Origin of the sequence: Alloyangia pacifica (assembly GCF_020524285.1) — a bacterium.
In the GTDB taxonomy this organism is placed as follows: Bacteria; Pseudomonadota; Alphaproteobacteria; order Rhodobacterales; family Rhodobacteraceae; genus Salipiger; species Salipiger pacificus_B.
Window position 1 is genome coordinate 46,561 of record NZ_JAIVKX010000027.1, and the last position, 9,267, is coordinate 55,827.

8 protein-coding genes and 1 pseudogene are annotated in these 9,267 nt (G+C 62.1%); 7 read left to right on the forward strand and 2 right to left on the reverse strand.

The genetic code is table 11. The features are described from left to right. Window positions 1–10: 10 nt before the first annotated feature. From LC039_RS26120 to LC039_RS26130, 3 genes are all read left to right on the forward strand, one after another. Entirely contained in the window at window positions 11–1,354 is a 1,344-nt protein-coding gene (locus LC039_RS26120) for a metal-dependent hydrolase family protein (protein ID WP_226629739.1), read from the forward strand. A gap of 82 nt (window positions 1,355–1,436) precedes the next feature. Further along, window positions 1,437–1,787: a potassium channel family protein gene (locus tag LC039_RS26125; RefSeq protein ID WP_226629741.1), complete on the forward strand. Its 351-nt coding sequence runs from the start codon at window positions 1,437–1,439 to the stop codon at window positions 1,785–1,787. An 80-nt stretch (window positions 1,788–1,867) separates the two neighbouring features. Next, entirely contained in the window at window positions 1,868–2,923 is a 1,056-nt protein-coding gene (locus LC039_RS26130; RefSeq protein ID WP_226629743.1) for an AI-2E family transporter, read from the forward strand. A 51-nt stretch (window positions 2,924–2,974) separates the two neighbouring features. On the opposite strand, the gene cls is transcribed toward LC039_RS26130, so the two are convergent. Continuing rightward, window positions 2,975–4,396: a cardiolipin synthase gene (gene cls, locus LC039_RS26135; RefSeq protein WP_226629744.1), complete on the reverse strand. Its 1,422-nt coding sequence runs from the start codon at window positions 4,394–4,396 to the stop codon at window positions 2,975–2,977. 225 nt (window positions 4,397–4,621) lie between these two features. Here cls and LC039_RS26140 point away from each other — a divergent pair, with 225 nt between their 5' ends. The 3 genes and pseudogenes from LC039_RS26140 to LC039_RS26150 form a co-directional block, all read left to right on the forward strand. Further along, on the forward strand, window positions 4,622–5,461 hold the full coding sequence (locus LC039_RS26140) for a hypothetical protein (protein ID WP_226629746.1): 840 nt from the start codon (window positions 4,622–4,624) through the stop codon (window positions 5,459–5,461). A 105-nt stretch (window positions 5,462–5,566) separates the two neighbouring features. Then, on the forward strand, window positions 5,567–7,087 hold the full coding sequence (locus tag LC039_RS26145; protein ID WP_226629748.1) for a M20 family peptidase: 1,521 nt from the start codon (window positions 5,567–5,569) through the stop codon (window positions 7,085–7,087). 227 nt (window positions 7,088–7,314) lie between these two features. Beyond that, window positions 7,315–7,398, forward strand: a pseudogene (locus LC039_RS26150) (integrase); the annotation flags it as partial. A gap of 468 nt (window positions 7,399–7,866) precedes the next feature. Here the strand turns inward: LC039_RS26150 and LC039_RS26155 are convergent. Further along, window positions 7,867–8,745 carry a LysR substrate-binding domain-containing protein gene (locus LC039_RS26155; protein WP_226629749.1) on the reverse strand — a complete coding sequence of 293 codons (879 nt, stop codon included), beginning with the start codon at window positions 8,743–8,745 and terminating at the stop codon, window positions 7,867–7,869. Window positions 8,746–8,845: 100 nt separating this feature from the next. Between LC039_RS26155 and LC039_RS26160 the strand changes: the two genes are divergently transcribed. Continuing rightward, a partial coding sequence (locus LC039_RS26160; RefSeq protein WP_226629751.1) for a quercetin 2,3-dioxygenase occupies window positions 8,846–9,267 on the forward strand: 422 nt, incomplete at its 3' end.

Below are 9,267 nucleotides of genomic sequence, written 5' to 3' on the forward strand. Positions count from 1 at the left end.
AGAGACTTCCATGTTCAAGGATTTCCGGTTCGCGGCGGCTTTTGCCCTGCTTGCCTTCGCGGGGCCCGGTCTTGCCCAGGTCGGTGCCGAGCCCCCCCTCCTCATCACCGGCGCGCGGATCTTCGACGGGGTCGGTCCCGAGCTGGTCGAGGGGCAGGATGTGCTGGTGCAGGATGGCATGATCGCGGCTGTGGGGGCGGGTCTGTCCGCTCCGGAGGGCGCGGTGGTCATCGACGCGGGTGGCCGGGTGATGACGCCCGGCTTCATCGACGTGCATTACCATCTCAGCCTGTGCAACGTGCCGGTGGCCGACATGGCGGGGTCCAACGCGCCGGATCTTGATTACATCGGGATCAAGGCGGCGCAGGCTGCCGAAGAAGCGTTGATGCGCGGCTACACCAGCCTGCGCGACGTCGGGGGCGCATCCTGGGGCGCCAAGCTGGCCGCCGACCGGGACGAGATTGCCGGGCCCCGAGTGTGGCCGTCGCTGCGCGCAATTTCGCAGTTCGGGGGGCATGGTGATGCCAATCCGCGTTTCATGGATCCGCGTGAATTCGGCGGGCCCGAAAACAACCTTGAACGGCTGGGCTACAGCCGCATCGTGAATGGCCGGGCCGAGGTTCTCACGGCCGTCCGCGAACAGCTCAAGCGCGGGGCCAGCCAGATCAAGATGCATCTCGCGGGCGGCGTAGGGACCGAGTTCGACCCTATCGACGGCCGCCAGTTCACCGCCGACGAGATCCGCGCGGCAGTCGAAGTCGCCGAAGGTTTCGGAACCTATGTTACGGCGCATGTCTACACCGTGGATGGGGTCAAGCAGGCGATCGAAAATGGCGTGAAGGCCATCGAGCACGGCAACCTCATCAATGAGGAGATCGCGCAGATGATGGCCGAGAACGACGTCTGGCTGAGCCCGCAGGTGGTGGTCTACCTCACCTTCTCACCGGACCTTGGCTCGGTCCGTCTCGAAAAGGGCCGAATGGTTTCCGAAGGGCTCGACACGATGTTCGAGCTTGCCAAGAAATACGATCTCAAGATTGCCTTTGGGACCGATGTGGTGGTGAACCCCGAAGCCTGCGCCGACCAGAACCGCGAATTCGTCGAGCGTACGAGATGGTTCACGCCAGCCGAGGTGCTGGCCCAGGCCACCTCGCTCTCTGGAGAGTTGTTGCAGCTTTCGGGCGATCGAAACCCGTATCCCGGAAAGATCGGTGTGATCGAGGCCGGGGCCCACGCCGATCTGCTGCTCATCGATGGCAATCCGCTCGAGGATATCTCGATCCTCAGGGACTATGAGGGATCGCTGGATTTGATCATGAAAGCCGGTAAGATCTACAAGGATGACATGGAGTGAGAGCATCTCTCCTGTTTGGGCGCGGGCCAGATTGGCCGGACACTGAACGGGCAGTGTCCGCAAGCGGGTGGAGGAAATTGCAATGCTGAGCCTCTGGCTGACCATTCTGCGGCTCCTGAAGGCGATATTCCGGTCGTGGGAACTGCCGGAATTCCGCGCCGCCTTCGTCCTGTCTCTCGTCATTCTGATCTCCGGGACGGTGTTTTACCGAAGCGTGGAGGGATGGAGCTGGGTCGATGCGTTCTATTTCAGTGCGACGACGATCTCGACCGTCGGCCTTGGCGACATAACACCGGCCACGGATTTGGGTAAGGTTTTCACGGTCGTCTATATCTTCGTGGGCGTCGGCGTCTTCGTGACGCTCTTTTCCCAATTGGCGCGTGCGCTTCTGCAGAAGGGCGACGACGAAAATGGAGACAGGTTGCAGGACTGACCCCGGTCTCAATTCGGGGTGAACACTAACACGGACGGTGCCCGTCACTGACTGGCGGTAAGGCGTGCAGGAGCAGTGATATGAAGTCGGCACAGGTTATTGCCCCTGACTGGTTCAAGATCATCGTCGGTCTGCCGTTTGTCATCCTGCTGCTCTGGCTGGGGCAGGACCTCTTCAAGCTGCTTGCCGTCGCCTTCCTGATCTTCATTCTCGCGACGGCCTTCACCGACAGGCTTTCTCGGGTCTCCATTTTCGGGCACCGATTTTCCGGATGGCAATCCCATGCGCTTGCCCTTGCCATCTTCATCTCGGTCATCTGGGTGTTCGCCGCCATTTCCTCGACCGCGGCAGGCGAGATCGTGGAGGCCTTGCCGAGATACCAGGAGCGGCTGGGTGGCATCGCGGTGAAGCTCGAAAGCCTCTTGGGTCCGAGGCTCGTCGAGGCCGTCCATCAGGCGCTTGATGGCTTGCAGGTCGGCGATCTCGTGGTGTTTCTCGCAGGAGGTCTCGTCGGCAGCATCGCGCAGGTCTCGCTGCTTACAATCTACTTCGTGTTTCTCGTTCTTGAGCGGTCCGACTGGCAGAAGAAGGTCGCGATGCTGTCCTCGCCAGACCCGCATGGCGCGGACTTTGCCGTCATCGTCCGGCGGGCGGCGATCGGCATCAAGAACTTCATGTGGGTCAACGCGGTGACCAGCGCCATGAGCGGGGCCGTCGCCTACGTGGTCTTCCGTCTGATCGGTCTCGATTTCGCGTCGTTTCTCGCGATCATGATCTTCTTCGTGGGGTTCATCCCGAACATCGGGGCGTTCATCGGCATCCTGCTGCCGTCGTTTGTGGCGCTGGCGCAATTCGACAGCCTGTGGCCGCTGGTGGCGGTGATCGTCATCTACGGCGGCGCCGATCAGGTGATCAGCAACGTGATAACGCCCATGATGCAGGGCAAGTCGCTGAACATGAGCATCTTCATGATCACGGTGTCGCTGGTGTTCTGGTCCCTGCTCTGGGGCGGGCTCGGAGCGTTTCTGGCCGTGCCGCTCACCGTCATCGTCATGGTGGTCGCCTCCGAGGTGCCCAGCCTGCGCTGGCTGGCCGTGCTGCTCTCGAAGGATGGTCAGATCGACTATCTCGAATAGGGTTTGGACGTTCCCCGGTGTTGGCGGCTCCCGACATCGGGCCCGCTGCCCTCAGAGGATCGGTCCGATCATCGCCACCGCGTTCTGCCAGAGGCGCCGCGGCAGGGACCAGGAGGCCACCTCTTCGGGCGTGACCACGCGGGTCTCTGCCATGTAGCTGTCCTGTCTCTGGCGGATATCCCTGCAGGTCTGCCTGTCCACCAGAAGGATGTTGTTCTCGTAGTTCAGGTCGAAGCTGCGCCGATCCATGTTGGCCGAGCCGATCAGGGCGATCTCGCCATCCACTACGAGCGTCTTGCTGTGCAGCAGTCCCGGCAGATACTCCCGGATCTCGACGCCCGATGCGAGCAGGCCCGCATAGTAGCTGCGGCTGGTCGCGCCGACGAAGAGGGAGTCGTTGCGGGCCGGGAAGACCACCGTCACCTTCACGCCCCGATAGGCCGCGGCGCAGAGCGCAGACTGTATCCCCTCGGTGGGGACGTAGTAGGGCGTCGTCACCACCAGTTCCTCTCGGGCGGCATAGATCAGGCTGGTGAACATCTCCGGCATCGCCGAGGCCCGAACGCTCGGACCTGTTGCGACCACCTGCGCGGGCCAGCCGTTCGGGATAGGTGCCATCTCGGTGGCGACAACACCCGACAAGTCTTCGTCGACGGCCTCCATCCAGTCGGCGGCAAAGACCCTCTGCGCCTGCTGCACGACAGGGCCCTCGATGCGCAGCATGATATCGACCCAAGGGGCATATTTCGCCTTCTGCACGAAGGCCGGATCGGCGCAGTTCTGGCTGCCGCAGTAGGTCACCCGTCCATCTATGACGACGATCTTGCGGTGGTTCCTGAGATCGATCCGGCCGTCGAAAATCCGCAGCAGCGGGTTGCCGACGCGATAGGCCGAGGCCAGATGCACGCCGGCGCTCTTCATCTCGGTCCACAGCGCCGACCGGATCAGGCGGCGCGATCCGATGTCGTCGGCCATCGCCCGGCACACCACCCCGCGCCGCGCGGCGCGCATGAGCGCCTCCGCGACCTTGCGCCCGTTGCTGTCCGCGACCCAGATGTAGAACATCAGATGCACGTGGTCGGTCGCGGCATCAATGTCGGCGACGATCGCGTCCACCGTCGCATCACTGTCGGCCATGAGCTCGGCACTGTTCCCCGGGCAGGGCTCGAAGCCGCTGATCGAGGCGCCCACCCGGAACAGGGCATCAATCCGCGGCGACGCACCAGCGCCAGCCGCTACTGCGGGGAATCGTGCGGCATCCGGGAGCAGCTCCTCGATCCGCCGGAGCCGTTCGATGCGCCGCCTGCCGATGCTCGTCTCGCCGAAAAGCAGATAGGCCAGAACACCAGCGACGGGGACCGCCAGTGTGGTCAGCACCCATGCGGCCCTCGCCGCGGGATCCCGATGGGGGCGCAGCAGGATGCGGATCACGCAGGCCAACACGATCGCATAGTGAAGCAGGATCCAGATCATCGGCGGCCCCTCGGCTACGGCTTTGGCCCCGAAGTGTAGCGGCAGGGCCTACGATGACGCCATCGTGGTTCTTGGCTCGTGGCTGAAAAGGATGCCTGCCGAAACTTGGCAAGATCTGCATATCGAAATCCGCCTGGATCGCGGAACCCGCGGTGTAGGCTGCTTGTAGGCGAGGCGCGCGGGGACGCGACGTGCTCACCGGAACGTCTGCGAGGAGATCACCCAATGACCCCAGAAGACATTCAGCCACTGGGCATTCCTGCCAAGGCACGCGCGATCAGCATGACGGCGATTGCGTTGACCGCCACTCCTCTATGCACTGTGCCGCAAGCACATGCGCAAGACGGTGGCTATCTCGATCAGGTTCAGCGCGAATTTGAAGAGATCAACAACGGCACCAACCCGACGCTGCTCACAACGCAGGCCGGCATCCAGTACCAGTTCAGCCAGATCACGGATGACCTGGACGCCGGTCTGTGGGAAGCCTTCTACACCCAGCCTTTCGGCGATGGTTCGAAGGCGTTCCGCTTCACGCTTCCCTATTCGAACAGCCCGCTCGACTCGGCCTACGACTTCGGCGACTTCAGCGTGACCTATATCGACGTGTTCCACCTGACCGAGAAGACCGGCGCGGCTTTCACGGCTGAATTCTTTCTCGACACCGCCTCGCGGGAGGATACCGGCTACGGGCAATATGCCATGGAGACGTCACTCTTCTACGCCTGGTTCCTCGACAATGGCGCGATCTTCGCGCCCGCCTGGGTTCAGACCTTTGGCCTGGAGGGTGGGAACGATGCCGGTGCGGAGCTGAATACCACCACGGTCGATTTCTATTACGTGCCGAAGCTCCCCAACCCAAAATTCTATCTGACCTTCGATCCGGCCGTGATCCACGATTGGGAAGCGGATCGAACCTTTGGAAGCTTGCAGGTTACGGCCGGCATGCTGACCGGGCGGGCGTTCGGCGGTGACAGTCAGATTTTCATCAAGCCCGGGGTGCTTTTCGGAGCCGACGCTCCCGCCGACTGGTCGGTTCAGGTCGGCTTCAAGGTTCTGAATTTCTGAAGAGAGGGTCTATAGTTCCAATCGGCTCGAGTCCGCGGGGCGTCGAGCGCAACGATTGTGTCCCATGTGTTTTGTGTCCGCGTCACTTCCGTGAGGAACATTGAAATGAAATTCAGATATTTGACCTTTGCAGGCCCGCTCTTCGCCCTGGCCGCGATATCGACCCAAGCCATCGCGCAGAATAGCGACTTTCCGTCGCTGCAGATGCAGGATGTCGAGCAGATTTCGATCGATGTCGATCTCGACGGGGCCATCGAGCGCCTGTCGAAGGCGATCACCTTCCCCACGATCTCGAACCAGGATCGCGAGGATTTCGACACGCAGGCCTTCGATGAGTACCACGCCTTCATCCAGCAGGCCTATCCGCTGGTCCACGAGACGCTGAAGCGGGAAATCCTCGGCGATCCGCGCCCCTACAGCCTGCTCTATACGTGGGAGGGCAAGAACCCCGATCTGCCGCCCGCGCTGTTCTACGCGCATCAGGATGTTGTGCCGGTGCCGCCGGATTCCCGTGACGAGTGGGATCAGGAGCCGTTCGCGGGCACGGTGGCCGATGGCTACCTCTGGGGTCGCGGTGCCATGGACGACAAGAACCAGATCCACGGCATCCTCGAGGCCGCCGAGATGCGGCTCGCCGAAGGCTGGCAGCCAGAGCGCACGCTCTATTTCGTCTTCGGTCAGGACGAAGAGGTCGGCGGACCAGAAGGCGCTGCCCATATCGCCCAGGTGCTGGAAGACCGCGGGATCGAGCGCTTTGCCTTCGTGATGGATGAATCCGCGCCGCTCATCCCCGGCATCTTCCCGGGCCTTCCCGACAACACCGCGCTGATCGGCATCGCGCAGAAAGGCTATCTCAGCCTCGAACTGGCGATCAACGCCGTCGGCGGCCACTCCTCGCAGCCGCCCGAAGAGTCGAACATCGGCATTCTCGCCGAAGCGATCACCAAGCTCGAAGACGCGCAGTTCCCCTATCGCATCCACCCCGCGCTGCGGGCCCAGTACCGCTACCTCGGGCCGGAGCTGGATGAGGAGCTTCAGCCGCTCTACTCTGCGGTCGCTTTCGGAAAGGAAGGCGAGATGACGGAGGACGAGAAGAAGTTCATCGAGGTCATGGCGGGAAACCCGGTCACCCGGGCGATGATGCGCACCACCATCGCCGTGACCATGTTCAACGCGGGCATCAAGGACAACGTGCTGCCGCCCTCGGCCACGGCGGTGGTCAACTTCCGCCCGATGCCCGGCGACACGCCCGAGGTGATCATCCAGCACGTCAAGGACGCGATTCAGGATGACCGCATCACTCTGCGCGACATCTCCGCCTCAACCCCCGCGACCGCTATCGCTGACCCCGAGGGGCCGGGCTACAAGGCGATGGAAAAGACCATCCGCCAGATCTGGGGGAATGATCTGGTCGTCGCACCGTTTTTCGTGATCGGCGGGTCGGACTCCAAGCACTTCCAGGCGCGGTCCTTTGCCCCGGACGTCTATACCTTCACCGCCATCCAACTCGAGAACATGAAGGAATTCGAAGGCTTCCACGGCGTCAACGAGCGCCTTCTGGTGGACGAATACGCCAAGACAATCGCGTTCTTCTATCAGATCATGAGCAATCTCGACGAGCTGTAGGGGATTTCGGAAGGGGCGGCGGCCATTGCCCCCCGGGGTTACAAGCCGCGCTGTTGCGTTGATTGGGCGAAGAGCGTCCTGCGTCAGACCGCGAACAGCAACAGCCGCAAAGCAACTGAAGGAGCGGCGGAGTTTTCGACTCCGCTCTCACCAGTTTTTCGACGGAACTCGCAGACCTTTCCAAGGGCGTGGAGGCCCCTCAACAAACTGGATGCTGCGGGTGATAGCATACCAAGATGGACAGTACGGTGCGCTACCTGGGCGTGGAGCTTGAGGACGCCCTCGCCATCGCTGAAGCCGTGGAGATTTGAATGAACTGGGCCGTTTCAACGCGGACGGCCCTGGGCTCCCAATCGAAAAGGCCTGAGCAGACCTTCGTAGGTGCCCGCAGCGAACTTCGGCTTACCTCGCAACTTCGCGGGCGCAGCGTGAATCGAGCACATGCGGCGAACGACTGAAAGGTCCCGCTGTGCAGCCAGTGCTTCTGAGAAATTTGCTGCATTGCGCATGAACGACAGGATCCACGGCTGCGATGCGGCATGAATGCTTGCTGCGCCGACGCAAACATTCCGCTGCGTGCGCGTGCAGCGCAAAATCGGCTCTTCCGCAATGGGCTCGGTGCCGTCATGCGGCGATGCAGCGACGGACCACTGGTGTGCGGACTGTGCGGTCGTTCAGCGGACAACTAATGCATGTGCAGCATAAGCACGAGGCGCTCTGGTGGGCGTGATTTGAATGGTAGTGACCTTCGAGATCCAGAAAGTGCGGGATCGCCTCTCTCAACTTGGAACTCCCTCCAGCATGCGCCTGACCGCGGCTGCTGCGCTCAGATTTTGATCCTGCGCCCATAGCAAAGTGACATCGACATCGTAGTGCCTGTTCCTGAGCGTTCGAAAGACCGCACCCACTTCCGAACGCGCCATGACCTCAGGAATGATGGCAACCCCGAGGCCTGCCGCGACAAGGCCCACCGTCATCGAGGGGTTGCTGACGGTCCGGTAAGATGCCGGCCAATACCCCAAGGCGCCCGCAGTCAGAGACAGGCCCGAAATATCATCCGGTCCGGCGAACCCAATGAAAGTCTCGTCTCGCAAGTCCTCTGGCGAGACGTCTTCTCCGGGAGCGAGGGGGTGATTTTCGGGCAGGACCACGATCGCGGGTTGGACGATCATCTCATGCATCGACAGTCCGTCAGGTACGGTCAGTGAGGCAACCGTGGCCAGGGCCGCATCGAGATCGCCCCGCAGCACTGCGGCGGGCGCACGTGCCGGATGGACCTCGACCGGTTCAATCAAGAGCTTTGGACTGGTGCTGTTAAACGACTGCATCACCATTCTAAGGACACCGGACTCTACCGCGCCCGACGAGATGCCAAGCCGCAGTTTGCCAACCATTCCCTGATGGGCTGCACGCGCGATGTATTGGGCCTGCTCGGCATGGTGCAGGCAACGGCGGACCTCCTGCCGGAACAGATCTCCGGCGTGGGTGAGCGCGACCTTGCGTTTTGACCTGGCAAACAGCGCGACACCCAGTTCCTCTTCGAGCTTCTTGATCTGCATCGACAGGGCAGGCTGAACGATGTTGAGGCGTTCGGCTGCCAGGCCGAAATGCAGGGTGTCGGCAAGAACCGTGAAATATCGTAGCTGGCGAAGCTCCATAAATCAGACCTCGTGATTATTCAGTCAGAAATTCCTATTACACCTGATTTTTCTGGTGCGATACCCATCGCCTGAAACGATCAAGTGCTTAGGAATCGGCATGAAACTGACACGCAGGAACTTCTTTCGAAACGCAGCGATCGGCGGTGCCGCCGCGGCTATCACCGGCGACGTCGCCCTTGCGGACGCTCCGCTGGGGCAGATCCCCTTCGCGCAGGCCACCGGTCAACTCCCGGGCAAGCCCGAGCTTTATGCGCTGCGCGACGGAGAGGGCGAGCACCACCTGATCGGCGGTCAGGTCGCGACGCTGATCGCGCGGCCCCAGGATACCGGTGGCGATTGCCAGGCCGCAGTGCTGACGGGGTCGATGGAGGCGGGCCTGCCGCTGCATCGCCATGACGAGACCGAGGAAGCGCTGTATGTCATGGCCGGTCGGCTGGAGCTGCATCTCGATGGCAAGGTCCACATGCTGACTGCCGGGGACTACGCCTATGTTCCTGCCGGGACCGTCCACGGCTATCG